Below are 16,583 nucleotides of genomic sequence, written 5' to 3' on the forward strand. Positions count from 1 at the left end.
GCCATGTGTCCCTTTTCGTACAACGTTCGAGAGCCTTTCATGTCCCTATCTGCCCACGTTTCCAACGCCCCGATTGCCCGCAGGGACCCCGGTGTTGACCCATACGCCTGGCTGCAGGAACGCGACACCGACGCCGTGCTCGACTACCTCAAGGCGGAAAACAGCTACCAGGAGGCGCAACTCGCCGACCAGGCCGAACTGCGCGAAACCCTGTTCCAGGAGATCAAGGGTCGGATTCTCGAGACCGACCTGTCACTGCCCTCGCCCTGGGGCCCGTACCTGTACTACACCCGTACCACGGCTGGTGACGAATACCCGCGCCACTACCGCTGCCCGCGTCCGGCCGATGACAGCCTGAACGTGGATGAAAGCCGTGAACAACTGCTGCTGGACCCGAACGTGCTGGCCGGCGGCGGCTTCTTTTCCCTGGGCGCTTTCAGCATCAGCCCTGACCACCAGCGCCTGGCCTACAGCCTGGACACCACGGGCGATGAGATCTACACCCTGTTCGTGAAGGAATTGTCCAACGACAAGGTCAGCGAACTGTCCTTCGCCGATTGCGACGGCAGCATGACCTGGGCCAACGACAGCCTGACGCTGTTTTTCGGCGAGTTGGACGACACCCATCGCCCCCACAAACTCTGGCGCTATCGCCTGGACGGCACTGCCGCCGAAGAGGTGTTCCACGAGCCGGACGGGCGTTTCTTCCTGCATTGCTATCGTTCGAGTTCGGAAAAGCAGTTGATCCTGTCCCTGGGCAGCAAGACCACCAGCGAAGTCTGGGTACTGGACGCTGCGCAACCGCAGCGCCCCTTTACCTGCCTGGCGACCCGCGTGGAAAACCATGAGTACGACGTCGACCACGGCCTGCTCGATGGCCAATGGACCTGGTTGATCCGCAGCAACCGCGACGGGATCAACTTCGCCCTGTACCAGGCCGCCGACACAGGCGTGGCGCCGACCGAGGCCGAGTGGCAGAACCTGATCCCCCACAGCGACACGGTGATGATCGACGGCCTGAGCCTGAACGCCGGGGCCATGACCTTGAGCCTGCGCGAAGGCGGCCTGCCGATCATCGAGGTTCACCCGCAAGGCTTGCCGGCCTATCGGGTGCAACTGCCGGACGCGGCCTACAGCCTGCATGTGCAAAACAGCCTGGAATTCGTCAGCGAGCGCATTCGCCTGCGCTACGAGGCCCTGAACCGTCCGGCGCAGATCCGCCAGTTGGACCTGGCCAGCGGCGCACAGGTCGTGCTCAAGCAAACCCCGGTACTGGGCCCGTTCGACGCCGATGACTACGTCAGCCAACGGCTGTGGGCCACGGCGCCAGACGGCACACAAGTGCCCATCAGCCTGGTGGTCAAGCGCGAAGCCCTCGGCCGGCCGGTACCACTGTACCTGTACGGCTACGGTGCCTATGGCGAAAGCCTCGACCCGTGGTTTTCCCATTCGCGGCTGAGCCTGCTTGACCGCGGCGTAGCGTTTGCCATCGCCCATGTGCGCGGCGGCGGCGAGCTGGGTGAAGCCTGGTATCGCGCCGGCAAGCAGGAACACAAGCACAACACGTTCGGCGATTTCATCGCCTGTGCCGAGCATTTGATCGCCAACGGCTTCACCACCGCCGAACAACTGGCGATCAGCGGCGGCAGCGCCGGTGGCCTACTGATCGGCGCGGTGCTCAACCAACGCCCGGAGTTGTTCAAGGTTGCGATTGCCGAGGTGCCGTTCGTCGACGTGCTCAACACCATGCTCGACCCGGACTTGCCGCTGACCGTCACCGAGTACGATGAATGGGGCAATCCAGAGGAGCCGGACGTTTATGATCGGATCCGAGCCTACGCCCCGTACGAAAACGTCAGCGCCCAGGCGTACCCGGCGCTGCTGGTGATCGCCGGTTACAACGACAGCCGTGTGCAGTACTGGGAAGCGGCCAAGTGGGTGGCGAAATTGCGCGCCACCAAGACCGACGACCACCCCCTGCTGCTCAAGACCGAACTGGGCGCCGGCCACGGCGGAATGAGCGGGCGTTACCAGGGATTGCGTGACGTAGCGCTCGAATATGCATTTGTCTTGAAGGTTTTGGGGGTGGTCTGAGGAACTCTGTGGGATGGCCGGGTCTTAGCTCCATGCGCCGGGCATCCCGGATCAAATAACGGTGGGAGCAAGCTCGCTCCCACAGGGGATCTACCATGGATCTTTTTACGCCCGGGCCAAACTGAACCTGCAACACACACAAGAAAAAGACCGTGCCAACATGTCAGAACCGACCTTACTGAACAAAGAAATCCGCGACTGGCTGATGGACTGCGGTCTGTTCGACCAGTTGCTACCTGTGGACTTCGCCGCGGCGTCGGGCTATTTCAGCATCAGCGCCATCGCCCAGGGCGAAGCGATTTTCCACGAGGGCGATGCCGGCAGCTTCATGTGCATCATCCACACCGGCCAGGTGGCCGTTCAGAAAACCGGCCCCGACGGCCACCCCGTGACCATCGCCACGCTGCGCAGCGGCCGGGCATTCGGCGAAATGGCCGTGCTCGACGGCGAACGGCGCTCGGCCAGCTGCATCGCCGCCAGCGATTGCCAGTTGCTGAACCTGGGCAAGGACTCCCTGGAAAAAATGCTCAACGACGCCCCCAAGATCGCCGCCAAGATCATCCGCGCCCTCGCCGTCTCCCTGTCCAAGCGCCTGCGCATGGCCGATGGGCAGTTGTTGTCGCAGCAGGTCTGACAACAACACATAAACCCAGTGGGAGCGAGCTTGCTCGCGCGATGGCGGCGGATCAGCCAGCATTGAAGCCGACGGACACACCGCTATCGCGAGCAAGCTCGCTCCCACAGGTGAATGCGTCGTCTTGTCGATTTATCCTCCAGGCGACTTGGCCTTCACTGGCTTGGGCTCCATGCCCGGTATCGGCTGGTCCTTGGGCGGCTTGGGCATTTCGATGGGGGGCAGCAAGGGCGGTCCGCCGCTTCCGGGGCCAACCTTGGGCACCCCGTTGGGCGTGACCGGCGGATAGGGCATGGGAGTGGCGGTGCCAGGCGATCCGGGGATGCTGGGCGGGTTGACTGGAATCGTCGGTTGTTGAGCCTGGGCGCAACTTATTGAGAGCGCCGCCAGGGCAATGGCCGTTAGAATGATGCACTTCATCAATGGCTCCGTGGCTATTGTCTGCTTTAAGGCTAGTCGTTACCGCGCGGTTTGCCCTCCTACGAGATTTCCATGAAACGTTTCGTTCTACTCGACACCACGCCCATCCCTGATAACGGCGGTGCCCTGTGCCTATTCGAGTACGGGGAAGACTTCGTCATCAAGATCCAGGGCGGTGACGGCGGGCAGTTGATGAACACCCGCATGCACGGTTCCGAAGATGCCCTGGCAGAGATTCCTTGCCGCAAGGTCGCCGGTCGTCCCGGCTCGCGCGTGCTGATCGGCGGCCTCGGCATGGGGTTCACCCTCGCCTCGGCCCTCAAGCACCTGGGCAAGACCGCCGAAGTGGTGGTGGCCGAACTCGTGCCCGGCGTGGTGGAGTGGAACCGTGGCCCCCTGGGTGAAAAGGCCGGGCGGCCGTTGTCGGATCCACGCACAGTGATCCGCATGGAAGACGTCGCCAAGGTCCTGCAAGCCGAACCCCAGGGGTTCGACGCGATCATGCTGGACGTCGACAACGGCCCGGAAGGCCTGACCCAGAAAGCCAACAGTTGGCTGTATTCGGCTGGAGGTCTGGCCGCCTGCGCCAAGGCCCTGCGGCCCAAGGGCGTGCTGGCGGTGTGGTCGGCCAGCGCTGACCGGCAGTTTTCCGACAAGCTGAAGAAGGCCGGCTTCAAGGCCGAAGAGGTGCAAGTGTTCGCCCATGGCAACAAAGGCACCCGCCACACCATCTGGATTGCCGAGAAGCTCAAGGGCTGAGCTAAACTCTGTCCAACCGTCATCCGTCTTGTCTACAAAGGTGAACCCATGAGTTCGTCAACGCCACCGTCCAACACCGCCAAGCTGGACCGCATCCTCGCCGATGCCCAGCGCGACCGGGAGATGGGCTACCGCGACAAAGCCCTGAAAATGTACCCCCATGTCTGTGGCCGCTGCGCCCGTGAGTTTTCCGGCAAGCGCCTGAGCGAACTGACCGTTCACCACCGCGACCACAACCACGACAACAACCCGCAGGACGGTTCCAACTGGGAACTGCTGTGCCTGTACTGCCACGACAACGAACACTCGCGCTACACCGACCAGCAATATTTCGGCGACGGCTCCCTGAGCACTCCGAAAATCGCCAAGGCGACCCACAACCCCTTCGCCGCACTGGCCGGGTTGATGAAGAAGGACGAGTAATTAGCCGTTGTGCGAGTGGGTTTATCTTGCGCTGCAAAGTGTTGCTCCACAGATCAAATCCCCTCGCCAAAAGTGGCCTGCTCGACTGTGGGGCGGCTGCCTGGGCCGCTTTCATGGTCCAGCTGACAAATCTGCAATGCCCTCGTCAGGTCGCTGACAGCTTCGCACCTTTAGCATGCCCGCTACTTCCCTCATTTGCAGGTCAAGTAAGCCAAGGTTGATGAATATCAATCTGCCAAAGCCCTCCCTGCCTATTCTGTGGTTATCGGTGGCGGTGGCTCGCCCGGCCTGAAGGAGCGACACCATGAACACTCATCAACCCCCTGCGGGTGCTACGCCATTCTGGCGGGGCAAGACCGGCATTGTATTGATCATGTTGTTGGCCATCGGCCTCTTCTATCTGGCGCGAGAACACTTCAGCCACATCGCGGCGAATTGGCCGTACCTGATTCTCCTGATATGTCCCTTGATGCATATCTTCGGACACGGCCACGGCCATGGCGGTCATGGACGACATGGCCAACCACCCGTCAACCGCAGGGATCAGGAAGGCCCCTAGCCATGCCCAACGTTCCAGCGCACCTTCACCACAGTGCTCCAGCGCCCAGCGGCGACATGGCGACTGAATACACCTGCCCCATGCACCCGGAAATCCGCCAACCCGGCCCCGGCACCTGCCCCAAGTGTGGCATGACGCTGGAGCCGGTGATGCCCGCGCTGGAAGAAGAGGACAATCCAGAACTCAAGGACTTCACGCGCCGCTTCTGGTGGTCACTGCCGTTGACGGTGATCGTCACGGTGCTCGCCATGGCGGGGCACGCTTTGTCGCTGTTTCACGGAGCAACGCAAAATCTCGTCGAGTTTTTCCTGGCGACACCCGTGGTCCTGTGGGCAGGCTGGCCGTTTTTTGTACGGGCAGTGGCCTCTGTTCGCCAGCGTAGCCCGAACATGTGGACCCTGATTGGCCTGGGCACCGCGGCGGCCTATCTCTACAGTGTCGCCGCCACGTTTTGGCCGGGAGGATTCCCCACCACATTCGTGCAAGAGGGGCGTATCGGCGTCTACTTTGAAGCCGCCGCAGTGATCATCTCCCTTACCTTGCTGGGGCAGATGCTGGAGCTCAAGGCACGCTCGCAGACGTCGGCCGCCATCAAGTCGCTGTTGGGGCTGTCCCCCAAGACCGCGCGCCGGATCAATGCCGATGGCCAGGAACAAGACATTCCCCTGGCCCACGTCCATCAGGGTGACCACCTGCGGATCAGGCCCGGTGAAAAGGTCCCGGTCGATGGTACGGTACTCGAAGGGGAAAGCGCCGTTGACGAGTCGATGCTCACCGGCGAGCCGGTTCCGGTGAGCAAACGCGCCGGGGACAACCTGATCGGCGCCACGATCAACACCCACGGTAGCTTGGTGATGACGGCGCAGAAGGTCGGCGCCGAGACCGTCCTGGCGCAAATTGTCCAGATGGTCGCCCGGGCCCAGCGCTCGAAAGCGCCTATGCAGCGCATGGCCGACGTGATCGCTGGCTATTTCGTCATGGGCGTGATTGCCATCGCCGTACTGACCTTTTTCGGCTGGGGGCTGTTAGGCCCCGAACCTGGCTGGGTCTTCGGGCTGATCAATGCCGTCGCCGTGCTGATCATCGCCTGCCCCTGCGCGCTGGGACTCGCAACCCCCATGTCGATCATGGTGTCCACCGGCAAGGCTGCCAGCCTGGGCGTGCTTTTCCGGGACGCCAGCGCCATCGAGAACTTGTGCAGGATCGACACGCTGATCGTCGATAAGACCGGCACCCTGACCGAAGGGCGCCCGACCTTTCACAGCGTGAAAGCCACCCAGGGCTTCGACGACCGCCAGGTGCTGCTGTTGGCCGCCAGCCTCGACCAGGGCAGCGAACATCCCCTGGCCCACGCCATCGTCGATCACGCACGAGCCGAGCATCTTGAACTGATCAAGCCGGCTTCATTTGAATCCGGCAGCGGCATCGGTGTCAGTGGCCAGGTGGACGGCAAACAGATCCACTTGGGCAATACCGCCCTGATGAACGCCGCCAGCATCAGCGTCAGCCCACTGCAACAGCAGGCCGAGCAGCTACGCGCGCAAGGCATCAGCATTATCTACATGGCGGTCGACGGAGTACTGGCCGGGCTGCTGGGCGTCTCGGACCCGATCAAGCCAACCTCCAGGGAAGCGGTCAGCCGGCTCAAGGCTCACGACATCACAATCATCATGGCCACCGGTGACGGCCTCACCACGGCACGCGCCGTGGCCAGGGAGATGGGCATTGAAGAGGTCCATGGCGAAGTCAAACCCGAGGACAAGGAACGTCTGGTGGCGGACCTGCAGCGCGATGGCCGCCAGGTCGCGATGGCGGGTGACGGAATAAACGATGCGCCCGCCCTGGCTCGGGCGAACGTAGGCATTGCCATGGGTACAGGCACGGACGTGGCGATGAACAGCGCCCAGCTGACCTTGGTAAAAGGCGATTTGATGGGGATCTTGCGGGCCCGCACCCTTTCGGTGGCAACCGTTAGAAACATGCGCCAGAACCTCGGCTTTGCCTTCCTCTATAACTCGATGGGTATTCCGTTGGCGGCCGGCCTGCTGTACCCCCTGACCGGTCACCTGCTCTCGCCCATGATTGCCGCCATCGCCATGAGCGTGAGTTCGGCATCGGTGGTGTTCAATGCCTTGAGGTTGCGTAACACGCCAGCACAATAATCCGGCGCCCATAAAAAACAGGCGCCACCAGGGCGCCTGACCGTCTCAAAACCAAAGGAGAACAAACGAGACGGTAATCAGCCGCCATTCGGACAGTTATCACCCAGGAGCCTATATTCCAGGGTATTGAGCTTGCCGTTCGAGTCTTCGTAGGTCATGCGCGACGGTCCGACACCACAGCCTTTATTGGCCGGTGTAATGCTCACCACTTTTTTAACATCGAGTTTCATGCCGTATTCGTAATGAACGATTTCGGCGATGGCTTTGCCGTTTTCGACGGCGTATTGCGCCATGGCTTGTTGATTGTTCTGGATCATCTGGCCATAAACCCGGTCACCTCCGCCTTCCGCCAAGGCAAGGGAAGAAAGGGACAGGATCGAAACGGCGAGCAAGGCATCAAGGGTTTTCATGAGGAACTCCGGCAGTCATTTGTCAGGCAAACCATAACGACTGGTGCCTGTCACGACGCTGGCGGGGACGTTACCGATTGGTCAGGTTCGTGAACAGGTCACCGACCATCACCCCCCACTCACAAACTGAACACGCAGCCCCATTCCCCGTATAATCGCGCCTTTTCCCCAAAGGCACCCCGCCCGTGGCCAACAAACGCTATAGCTGCATCGGTCTGTTCAACCCCAAGTCACCGGAAAACGTCGGTTCGGTCATGCGTGCCGCCGGCTGCTACGGCGTGGCGTCGGTGTTCTACACCGGCAAGCGCTATGAGCGAGCCGCCGACTTCGTCACCGACACCAAGAAAGTCCACTACGACATTCCGCTGATCGGTATCGACGACCTGAAGAAAATCCTGCCCCTGGGCTGTGTGCCGGTGGCCGTGGAACTGGTGGAAGGCGCTCGCCCACTGCCGGAATACACTCACCCGGACCGAGCGCTGTACATTTTTGGCCCGGAAGACGGCTCGCTGGACAAGGACATTCGCGATTGGTGTGAGGATGTGGTGTACATCCCCACCACCGGCTGCATGAACCTGGCCGCCACCGTCAACGTCGTGCTGTATGACCGCATGGCCAAAGGCAACAACACCCGTTCGGGGCCGCAATTCCGCTGATCGGTGCAACATTCGATTGAACAAGGCAATCGCTCGGGCAGTCAGCTTTATACCAATCCCCATACTGGAGACAGATCATGAGCGATAACAATCCGTTCGAGCCGATTGAGACCACCCCTTTCCAATCCCATCCGCCACAAAACGTGCATGGCTGGGAACGCATTGGCTCACTGGCCGGCGGTGTGCTGATGATGGGCAAGGGCTTGCGCCGTGGCGGTGTGCTCGGCCTGGCTCAACTGGCGATCGGCGGCATGGCGCTGGCGCGGGGGATCACCGGGCATTGCTCGGCCAAGGCCTTGCTGGAAAAGAACCGGCAGAACCTCAGCAACGCCCGCGCCCGCATCGAACAGGCCGGTGATGAGCTGAGCCGCCTGAAGGCCAATGCCGAAGCGGCGACTGGCACGGCTACGGTGACGGGGAATGACTCGTTGGATTCGCCGAAGGTTGGGCTCTGATTTTTGCAGCGCCGCTTGGCCCCTTCGCGAGCAAGCTCGCTCCCACATGTTTTGTGAACGCCGAAAACCCAATGTGGGAGAGCTTGCTCGCGATGGCGGTGTCACTGAAGTAACCGGGTATCCAGCACAGTAGAGGCCCCACCCAGAACGCTCTCACTGAGCTGCACAAACTCTTTGGTATCGACCGTTTCCAACCGCATCGCCCCCTGCAACACATCATCCAGCGAACGCTTGTTGCGGGTTTTCAGGCGAATCTCGCGGTCCAGTTCCTGCAACAGCAACACCGCCTTGGCCACCGCCGCCGAGCTGATCTGTTCGCCGCGCAAGGTGGTGATGCCCTTGCTGTCGCGGGCGAGCCGGTCGTTCAAGGTCTGATAGCGCTCATCACTCAGGCCGCCGGCGCGGCGCAGCAGTTCGATGGCGTAGTACTCGGTCAGCCCCTCGCTGATCCAATCGCTGCGATCATGATCATTGACCCGGGCCAGCGCCTGCACCAACTCCCGCAACAACGGGCTGCTGCCCCGCTCGCTGACCAGCGGCGGACGGCTGTGCAGGTAGATCGAGTCATGACCGGCCTGGGCGCCACGCCACAACGGATCGCCGGCGCCGACAATCAGCAACTTGGCCGGATGGCGCGGCACCAGTGCTTGTACCTGCGGCCAGACGAATGTCAGCAGCGTCAGCACATCCATCCGGCGCATGTCCTGGCCCTGGGGCGAGGCGACCGTCACCTCAGTTTCGCCCAGGCGGGTGCGGCGGCTACCCAGTTTGCCGGCGAGCATCCAGCCCGTAGGGCGGTCGAACAGGCGCGAGGGGTTGTCGATGCGAAAGCGTTGCTTGCCGATGCGCGGCCAGGGCGTCTCGATGCTTTTCCAGCCATTGGGCAATTCAACTTCAAGACGGGCCACCAGTTCGACGCCGTCCTGCTGGTCGAGCCTGGCCGACGGCACCAGGTCGTCGCCGCGCAGCAACGCCCACGTCGGGGTCATGCGGGTTTCGAAGGTGGCGTTCTTGCGCGCATGGCTGATGCGCACGCGGTAGCTCAGGCTGGCCTTGTCCGCTGCCGGCCGCCAGACACCTCGCGCCTCTTTGCCGGGAGTGAGTTGCCATTGGCCGTCGGCCTTGAAATCGCTGTAGCGACTGCCGTCGCCGAGGTCGAAATCCAGGCTACGCACCGCCGCCCCCCGGGCCAGGGTCAGACGCACCTCGGCCTGATCGCTCAGGGGCAACAGGTGCACGTGATAATCCAGATCGACTTTCTGCGCCGCCCATAGCGGCCCGCACATCGCCAGCAGCCCGGCGGCCAGCATCCGTTTCAATCCTGCAGCCATGGGTTCTCCCTGGGGCGCGCCGCCCGACGGCTCAGCCGGCGCGGAAAATCAGATGATCTTCCCAATCGTCTTCCGGCACGCTGCCTTCGGCCAGCATACGCCCGGACTGGGAAATGCGTTCGTGGTGCACCGCATCGCGATCACCGCAGACCAGGTGGTGCCACAACGGCAAGTCCTTGCCCTCGCTGACCAGCCGATAACCACAGGTCGGCGGCAGCCATTTGAACTCATCGGCCTTGCCCGGCGTGAGCTGGATGCAATCGGGGACAAAGTCGCGGCGGTTGGGATAGTCGGTGCACTGGCAGGTTTTCAGGTCCAGCAGTTTGCAGGCGATGCGCGTGTAGTAGACGCTGTTGTCGTCTTCGTCTTCGAGTTTTTGCAGGCAGCACAGGCCACAGCCGTCGCACAGCGATTCCCATTCCTGCAGATCGAGCTGATCGAGGGTTTTGCGTTTCCAGAACGGTTCGACTTTGGCGGCCATGGCTCAAGCATCAACATCAGGTGGTGAAAAGGCCGACAGTCTAGTGCCCGGGCCTCTTCAGGCCAAGCATTGGCGACTGTCGGTAGGCCGGGACTTGTCAGCCCGGGCGGCGGGACGTAGGTTGTTTCATTGACTTTCCAAACCCCAGCCAGGTAAGCCCATGAGTGCCAATCCCCGCATTGCCGATTACGCGATTCACCCTCAATTCATCGAGCGCTGGTCGCCCCGTGCCTTTACCGGCGAGACCATTGCCGAAGAAACCCTGCTGGGCTTCTTCGAAGCTGCACGCTGGGCGCCGTCGGCGTACAACTCCCAACCATGGCGTTTCCTGTATGCGCGCCGCGACACGCCGAATTGGGAGCGTTTCCTGGGCCTGCTCAATGAATTCAACCGCAGCTGGGCCCAACACGCCTCGGCGCTGGTGATCATTGTTTCGAAAACCACCTTCGCCATTCCCGGCGCCACCGAAGAAACCCCTGCGCAGTCCCACACCTTCGATACGGGTGCGGCCTGGGGCCACCTGGCGCTGCAAGCCAGCCTCAGCGGCTGGCACACCCATGGCATGGCCGGTTTCGACCAGGCGTTGACCCGCAAGGAACTGAAGATCCCGGAAGGCTACGCCCTGCACGCCGCCGTGGCGATTGGCAAGCTGGGGGACAAATCGACACTGGCCGAATACCTCCAGGCCCGCGAAACCCCAAGCCCGCGCCGGCCGTTGAGCGAACTGGTGGCTGAGGGCGACTTCACCCTGTAACCCTGCCCCTTCATGTGAACAAACTATTCACATAAGAACAGCACTTCCCGTGGCGAGGGAGCTTGCTCCCGTTGGGCTGCGCAGCAGCCCTGAATCAGCCGGCTCGGACAATCTGATGCACCGCGTGCTTAGGTTTTGGGGCTGCTGCGCAGCCCAGCGGGAGCAAGCTCCCTCGCCACAGGGTTGGGTTCACACAAACCTTAAGTGAACGGCGCAACCCGGAGCGGGAAGAAAGTCAGTAACCCCGGCTGAAATCCACTTCCCCGCGTAGCGCCTCACCGGCCTGATAGGCCCGCAGGTTTTCCAGGAACAACTGCACCATCATCGGCGGCGAGGTCGGTGCCGAGCTGTGGCCGGTCAGCAGCAGGCCCCAGGCGGTCCAGAAGGGGTGGCGCTGTGGCAATGGCTCCTGACGGCAGACGTCGATCACCGCACCGGCCAGGTGCCCGTCCTTCAGGGCTTGCACCAGGTCCGCATCCACCACCGCCACGCCACGGCCGACGTTGATGAACAACCCGGTCGGCTTGAATTGCTTGAATAGCGCCGCGTCGTACACATCATGGGTATCGGGTGTGTTGGGCAGCAAATTGATCACGTAATCCGCCTCACCCACCAAGCGCGGCAGATCCTTCAGCGCCCCGACTTCGATGAACGGCGCCAACGCTCGCGCTTCACTGGCCACACCGTACAGTTGCACACCAAACGGCACCAGGAACTGCGCCACACGCTGACCGATATCACCGGTCCCGACGATCAACACCTTGCGCCCGGCCAGGCCTTGCCCCTGGCGATTGTCCCACTTGCGCTCGACCTGGCTGACCAGCCGTGCCAGCACCTCACGCTCGTGGCCGAGCATGTAGGTCAGCACGTATTCGGCCATCACCTGGCCGAAAATGCCCACCGCACGGGTCAGGCGGTAGTTGCGCGTCAAGCCTTCGGCCAACAACGGCGTGATACCCGCCCAGGTCGACTGCAGCCAGCTGGGTCTATGGCCCTGACGCAACAAGGTGGCCAGCAGATCAGGCTGGCCGAGCCAGACCGGGCAATCGGTGGCCAGTCGCGACAATTCGGCGGAGTCGCCGCTGGTCAGGACTTCAATATCGGGTGCCGCCTGACGCAGAAGCTGGGCGTACACCGGGTGGTCGTGTTCGGCAATCAGAACGCGCATGAATCAAACCTTTCAAAAACAGTGCAGACAACCGCCGATAGAGTGTCGCTCCATCCATACGATCGTCGTCAATAAACCCTTCCAGTGTTTTTCCAGAGGCACCCAGAACAGGTGCCTCAGAGACCGTCAGACCGGGTCGTTGCGGCGCAACAACTCTTCGGGCAAATGCTCGATGTACTCGTCTTCGGCCGGCGGCATTTGCAAGTGATAGCCCTGGGTGTCGAGGTTTTCCAGCACTTTGTTGATGTCCTCCCGTGACAGCGCCCGCTCGGGGCTCAGGACCAGGTCGAAGGCATGGATCGCCTTGCCAAAGGCGGCCATCAACGGCTCAGGTACACGCTCCAAGGCATCGCTCTTGAGCACATACAGGTACATCTCGTTTTTCTTCGAGCTTCGATAGATGGAGCAGATACGTTTCAAGGCTGTTCTCCGGCAGTGGCCAGGCTGTCGAGCAGCGCCTGGCCCATCAATTCGCGGCGCCAGCCACGCAGCGAATCGGGCAATTGGTAAGGGCCCTCGGGGAAGCCGCTCTTGATCAGCGCTTCGAGGGTTTTCTTGCGCAGCATCAGCTCCGGGGCGATTTCCAGGCGCTCGGCTTCAGCCTGCCCCAGCGCCCGCAGACGCTTGACCAGGGCCGAGGCCTCGATGGGCAGTGGCTCGGCCACGGCCGGCGGCCATTGCTCGGGCGGCACGCTGGCGGCGCGCTGGATCAGGTCCAGCAGAAACTGGCCGTCCTGGCGCACGGTGCGCGGGTGCATGTCTTCGATTTTCGCCAACGCGCCGAGGTTATCCGGCTGGGTACGGGCCAGGGGCCACAGCGAATGCTCGCGAATGATGCGATTGCGCGGCAGGTCACGAGCCCGCGCCTCGCGTTCGCGCCAGGCGCACAGCTCGCGCAGCACGGCCAATTGGGCGCGGGACAGTTTCCAGGCGAGCTTGGCCTCGCGGTAGACCTCGTACGGGTCGACCTCGCGACGCAGGTTGGCTACCAGTTCGGCGCCGTCTTCCAGGACCCAACGGTACTTTTCGTCGGAAAGCTTCGGGCGCAGCAGTACGAAAACTTCTGCCAGGTGCACGGCGTCCTCTGCCGCGTAGCTGATCTGCGTCTCGGACAGGGGCCGTTGCAGCCAGTCGGAACGGGTCTCGCCCTTGGGCAACTCGATACCCAGCACTTCCTGCACCAGCCGCGAATAGCCCATGGAGAAACCCAGGTTCAGGTAGGCGGCGGCCAATTGCGTATCGAACAGCGGCGCAGGCAGGCTGCCGGTCAGGCGCAGCAGCACTTCAAGGTCTTCGCTGCAGGCGTGCAACACCTTGAGCACCGCCGGGTTTTCCAGTAGTGCGGCCAAGGGTTGCCAATTGTCGATGGTCAAGGGGTCGATCAGGTAGGCACGCTTGCCGTCGCCGATCTGCAATAAACCGGCAATAGGGTAAAAAGTGTCGACCCGCATGAATTCGGTGTCGAGGGCGACGAATGGCAACTGCTGCCACTCGGCGCAAAACTGACCGAGGCTATCGTTGTCGCGAATCCAGTGAATATCGATGGCCACACGGCTCTCCCTTGAAGAATGGCGCGCAGTATATATCGCCGCCGGCGATTGCGAGCATCCATAGAGCAGCCGCCTGAGAGAAATCGCCTGCGAAAAAGAAAGAATAGTCCTACATCAAGACTTAACCGGTCTTACGCAACGCATAAACACGCGTCAGAGCAAAACCGGGCAGGAAATCCTGGTACCAAAGCACGCTGAAACCGGCCTCGCGGAACTCGGCTTCCACATCTGCCTTGTCGGCCAGGCTCCGTCGCGGCGCCTGGCCGATCTTGAGGCGGCCTTCGATTTTCACCGAAACGATCACCGTGTCGCGACTGACCCGATGAAATTCGCGCAACAGCGCCAGGCGATGCTCGCTGGCGCTGACGTGGCGAAACAGTTGCAGACAGAGAATACAATCCACCGCGTTGGCCGACAGCCCGAGGGTGAACGCTGAACTCGGGAAGGTCTTGACCCGTTGGAGCAACGCGCCGCCATGGTGAGTGAGCGCATGTTCGAGCCTGTCCGGCGACGGGTCCGCCGCCAGGATCACCCGGTTGGCGTGCTCGGCCAGCACCGGCCAGAATCGTCCCGCGCCACAGGCCACATCCAGCACCAACCCGGGCTCGCCCGCCACCTTCAGGGCATTGCGTACCATGTGCTCGTCGCGCCAGAACGCCAGGCGCAATCGTCGAGGCGTCGGCCCACAGCAAACCTGTGCATGCTCCTGGTCATGCTGCCTGGCGAACTCAAGCTCGACGGTGGATGGGGGTAGCCCGGACATACGAACGGCTCTTGGAGAAGATTGAATGACAGGTTAACCAACACTGCGTGAAAAAAAGGTCCAGGCCATCACTCTCGTGCCAGGACACCGTCAATCACCGCGCCGCGACAGCTGGCGAACAGGTCCAGGTCCCGGTTGTAGACCTGGCTGTTGACTTCCAGCAGCCCGAGCATCGAATGAAACAGGTTGTCCTGGCTCAAAGGCTTTTGCCGACTCAGTTGCAGGCAATGGGTGTCGACCGAGAAAGATTTCTGATAGCTGTCGGAAAACCAGGCAAGCATTGCCACGTGTTTCTGTTGCTCCGGGGCGAGCATGTAGGGCGTGCCATGGAGAAACAGGTTGTATTCGCCCAGGGACTCGCCATGATCCGACAGGTACAGCATGGCCGTGTCGACCTTGTCCTGGTTGGCCCGCAACAGATCGATCAGGGTCGACAGTACGTGATCGGTGTACACCAGCGTGTTGTCGTAGCCGTTGACGATGCTCTCGCGGCTGCAATTGTTCAGCGCGTTGCTTTCGCATACCGGGGTGAAATGCTCGTATTCCTTGGGATAGCGCTTGAAGTATTCCGGCCCGTGGCTGCCCATCTGGTGCAGTACCAGCACCGTGTCCTTGTCGAGTGTGTCGATGAAATGCTGCAAACCCTGGAGCAGGATTTCATCACGGCACTCACTGTTGGCGCACAGGGCCGGGTCCTTGAGATTGCTGACATCCTGCAGCGTGACCCGATCACAAGTGCCCTTGCAGCCGGATTGGTTGTCCCGCCAGATCACCTCCAGCCCGGCGTGCTTGAGCACGTCCAGCAAACCCTCTTCATTCTTGGCCTTGCTGGCGTCATAGTTCTTGCGCCCCATGTTGGAAAACATACAGGGCACCGACACGGCGGTTTCCGTGCCGCAGGAATGCACATCGGTAAAGGCGATCAGGCCGGCCTCTTTGTCCAGTGTCGGTGTGGTATCGCGGTCATAGCCGAGGATGCCGAAGTTCTCGGCCCGGGCACTCTCGCCCACCACCAGTACGGTCAGGGATTTGCGGCCGTGGGTTTGCCAGGCCGGGTTGCGGCTCGCGTCCTCGCCCAGGGTGATGAACGGCTGCTTGGCCGACGCGACCTGCTCACGCAAATAGCCGAGCGACGCACCGATGTAGTTGCTCGGCACGACCATCAAACGCAACTCGTGGTGGTTGCGAAACAACGAAGACAAACCTTGGTAGTTGGCCAGGGCGACCATACCGATTACCGCGGCCGACGCCACGCCAACCAGCAACTTACTTAATAACTCTTTGGGCCAGCGACGGTAGCTGATCGGGGTCTTGAATAATAACCAGCAAGGCAACACCCCCAATAACCCGAGGTAGATAAACAACTTCAGCGACAACAGATCACGAACTTCCGTGGCATTGGTTTCAGCAAAGTTGCGCAACATGCCCGCATCGATCAATACACCGTATTGGGCCATGAAATACGCCACGCCAGCACTGACCAGGAACAATAGCATCAGCACGGGCTTGAGCAGCGGACGGAAGGCCACGAGCGTCAACACCAGGTTGAACGCGCAGAAAATCATCAGGCCAAACGCCACGCACATCAGCAGGCCACGAGCGTCAGCCGTGGTGATCGCCAGCAAGTGTTGCCAGAGAACGAGGTTGAAACCCACTAACAAAAAGGCACTGGCGGCCAGCGTCACCCACTCGGGGCGCACGGCTTTAAGGGTCAGCATGATGGTTGACGACTTCCTGAAAGTTGCTCTTTGAAAAAGAAGTGCCGCAGGAAAATGTGAAAAGTTCATTTCCTACGGCAACACAAACTTTAGGTAGCCCACCATCAATTTTTCGTGAAAAAGTTGCTATTAAATAATTATTTAAGCGGCAAGCTCGACCCAGCTTGCAGTGCTAAAGAAAAGTGATGCGTGGCGAGGGATCTTGCTCCCGCTGGGCTGCGTAGCAGCCCCTTTTTTTGAGTGCTT

At 61.4% G+C, this 16,583-nt stretch carries 18 protein-coding genes; 9 read left to right on the plus strand and 9 right to left on the minus strand.

Features of this window, described 5'->3' with window-relative positions:
• Positions 1–39 precede the first annotated feature (39 nt).
• The gene (locus V7773_RS10340; RefSeq protein WP_336073293.1) at positions 40–2,094 is read left to right on the plus strand and encodes a S9 family peptidase; all 2,055 of its coding nucleotides are present in this window, start codon (positions 40–42) and stop codon (positions 2,092–2,094) included.
• Between the two features lie 160 nt (positions 2,095–2,254).
• Positions 2,255–2,728: a cyclic nucleotide-binding domain-containing protein gene (locus V7773_RS10345; protein ID WP_092148539.1), complete on the plus strand. Its 474-nt coding sequence runs from the start codon at positions 2,255–2,257 to the stop codon at positions 2,726–2,728.
• A 132-nt stretch (positions 2,729–2,860) separates the two neighbouring features.
• On the opposite strand, the gene V7773_RS10350 is transcribed toward V7773_RS10345, so the two are convergent.
• Positions 2,861–3,148 carry a hypothetical protein gene (locus V7773_RS10350; protein ID WP_063322496.1) on the minus strand — a complete coding sequence of 96 codons (288 nt, stop codon included), beginning with the start codon at positions 3,146–3,148 and terminating at the stop codon, positions 2,861–2,863.
• Between the two features lie 72 nt (positions 3,149–3,220).
• Between V7773_RS10350 and V7773_RS10355 the strand changes: the two genes are divergently transcribed.
• The 4 genes from V7773_RS10355 to V7773_RS10370 all read left to right on the plus strand — a co-directional run bounded on the left by V7773_RS10355 (position 3,221) and on the right by V7773_RS10370 (position 7,051).
• Positions 3,221–3,907 (plus strand): spermidine synthase, encoded by a 687-nt coding sequence (locus tag V7773_RS10355; RefSeq protein ID WP_003184244.1) that lies wholly within the window; start codon positions 3,221–3,223, stop codon positions 3,905–3,907.
• 48 nt (positions 3,908–3,955) lie between these two features.
• A complete protein-coding gene (locus V7773_RS10360; RefSeq protein WP_003184246.1) occupies positions 3,956–4,330 on the plus strand; it encodes a YajD family HNH nuclease in 375 nt (124 codons plus the stop codon).
• Between the two features lie 304 nt (positions 4,331–4,634).
• Positions 4,635–4,889, plus strand: a complete 255-nt coding sequence (locus V7773_RS10365; RefSeq protein ID WP_018607538.1) for a DUF2933 domain-containing protein — start codon at positions 4,635–4,637, stop codon at positions 4,887–4,889.
• Between the two features lie 2 nt (positions 4,890–4,891).
• Positions 4,892–7,051, plus strand: a complete 2,160-nt coding sequence (locus V7773_RS10370) for a copper-transporting P-type ATPase (protein WP_336073296.1) — start codon at positions 4,892–4,894, stop codon at positions 7,049–7,051.
• Between the two features lie 77 nt (positions 7,052–7,128).
• Here the strand turns inward: V7773_RS10370 and V7773_RS10375 are convergent, their stop codons facing one another.
• Positions 7,129–7,461, minus strand: a complete 333-nt coding sequence (locus V7773_RS10375; protein WP_063322500.1) for a DUF2790 domain-containing protein — start codon at positions 7,459–7,461, stop codon at positions 7,129–7,131.
• 185 nt (positions 7,462–7,646) lie between these two features.
• Between V7773_RS10375 and V7773_RS10380 the strand changes: the two genes are divergently transcribed.
• Entirely contained in the window at positions 7,647–8,117 is a 471-nt protein-coding gene (locus tag V7773_RS10380) for an RNA methyltransferase (RefSeq protein WP_003198862.1), read from the plus strand.
• 77 nt (positions 8,118–8,194) lie between these two features.
• Positions 8,195–8,572, plus strand: coding sequence for a YgaP family membrane protein (locus V7773_RS10385; RefSeq protein ID WP_003198860.1), 378 nt, complete (start codon positions 8,195–8,197; stop codon positions 8,570–8,572).
• A 101-nt stretch (positions 8,573–8,673) separates the two neighbouring features.
• Here the strand turns inward: V7773_RS10385 and V7773_RS10390 are convergent, their stop codons facing one another.
• Both V7773_RS10390 and V7773_RS10395 read right to left on the minus strand, forming a co-directional pair.
• Positions 8,674–9,903 carry a hypothetical protein gene (locus V7773_RS10390; RefSeq protein ID WP_336073297.1) on the minus strand — a complete coding sequence of 410 codons (1,230 nt, stop codon included), beginning with the start codon at positions 9,901–9,903 and terminating at the stop codon, positions 8,674–8,676.
• Between the two features lie 31 nt (positions 9,904–9,934).
• Positions 9,935–10,384: a YcgN family cysteine cluster protein gene (locus V7773_RS10395; protein ID WP_018607524.1), complete on the minus strand. Its 450-nt coding sequence runs from the start codon at positions 10,382–10,384 to the stop codon at positions 9,935–9,937.
• Between the two features lie 160 nt (positions 10,385–10,544).
• Between V7773_RS10395 and V7773_RS10400 the strand changes: the two genes are divergently transcribed.
• Positions 10,545–11,138 (plus strand): nitroreductase family protein, encoded by a 594-nt coding sequence (locus tag V7773_RS10400; RefSeq protein ID WP_092148554.1) that lies wholly within the window; start codon positions 10,545–10,547, stop codon positions 11,136–11,138.
• A 235-nt stretch (positions 11,139–11,373) separates the two neighbouring features.
• On the opposite strand, the gene V7773_RS10405 is transcribed toward V7773_RS10400, so the two are convergent.
• From V7773_RS10405 to V7773_RS10425, 5 genes are all read right to left on the minus strand, one after another.
• A complete protein-coding gene (locus V7773_RS10405) occupies positions 11,374–12,306 on the minus strand; it encodes a D-2-hydroxyacid dehydrogenase (RefSeq protein WP_063322506.1) in 933 nt (310 codons plus the stop codon).
• Between the two features lie 126 nt (positions 12,307–12,432).
• Positions 12,433–12,726: a YcgL domain-containing protein gene (locus V7773_RS10410; protein WP_003198853.1), complete on the minus strand. Its 294-nt coding sequence runs from the start codon at positions 12,724–12,726 to the stop codon at positions 12,433–12,435.
• Positions 12,723–13,856, minus strand: coding sequence for a ribonuclease D (rnd, locus tag V7773_RS10415; protein WP_003198851.1), 1,134 nt, complete (start codon positions 13,854–13,856; stop codon positions 12,723–12,725). The genes V7773_RS10410 and rnd overlap by 4 nt, the downstream gene beginning before the upstream one ends.
• 121 nt (positions 13,857–13,977) lie before the next feature.
• Complete coding sequence (locus V7773_RS10420; RefSeq protein WP_336073299.1) at positions 13,978–14,619, minus strand: class I SAM-dependent methyltransferase; 642 nt, start codon at positions 14,617–14,619, stop codon at positions 13,978–13,980.
• Positions 14,620–14,687: 68 nt separating this feature from the next.
• The gene (locus tag V7773_RS10425) at positions 14,688–16,337 is read right to left on the minus strand and encodes a phosphoethanolamine transferase (RefSeq protein WP_336073300.1); all 1,650 of its coding nucleotides are present in this window, start codon (positions 16,335–16,337) and stop codon (positions 14,688–14,690) included.
• Positions 16,338–16,583 lie beyond the last annotated feature (246 nt).

Source organism: Pseudomonas sp. 3JA, assembly GCF_036961705.1.
Taxonomy (GTDB): Bacteria; Pseudomonadota; Gammaproteobacteria; order Pseudomonadales; family Pseudomonadaceae; genus Aquipseudomonas; species Aquipseudomonas fluorescens_Q.